At 62.6% G+C, this 281-nt stretch carries 1 protein-coding gene; it reads right to left on the minus strand.

Annotated elements, in window-relative coordinates; genetic code table 11:
- A partial coding sequence (locus AC0L3O_RS35590; protein ID WP_473618178.1) for a type IV secretory system conjugative DNA transfer family protein occupies window positions 1-281 on the minus strand: 281 nt, incomplete at both ends.

The following is a 281-nucleotide window of genomic DNA, read 5'->3' on the forward strand; positions in this document are numbered from 1 at the left end:
CCGGGAACTCGTCGAGCATCATCAGGACACGGTGCCGACGATTGCTCGCGTGCAAATCCTCGGTCAGGCGTCGGCCGATCTGGTTCAGCACCAGGCGGATTAGCGGCTTGGTCCGCGAGATGTCGGAAGGCGGCACGACGAGGTAGAGCGTCGTTGGACCGACATCGGCGATCAAGTCGGCGATCCGCCAGTCGCAACGGCGGGTTACCTGGGCCACCACGGGATCGCGGTAAAGTCCGAGGAACGACATCGCCGTAGACAAGACACCGGAACGTTCATTG

This window comes from Mesorhizobium sp. WSM4810, from assembly GCF_055811235.1.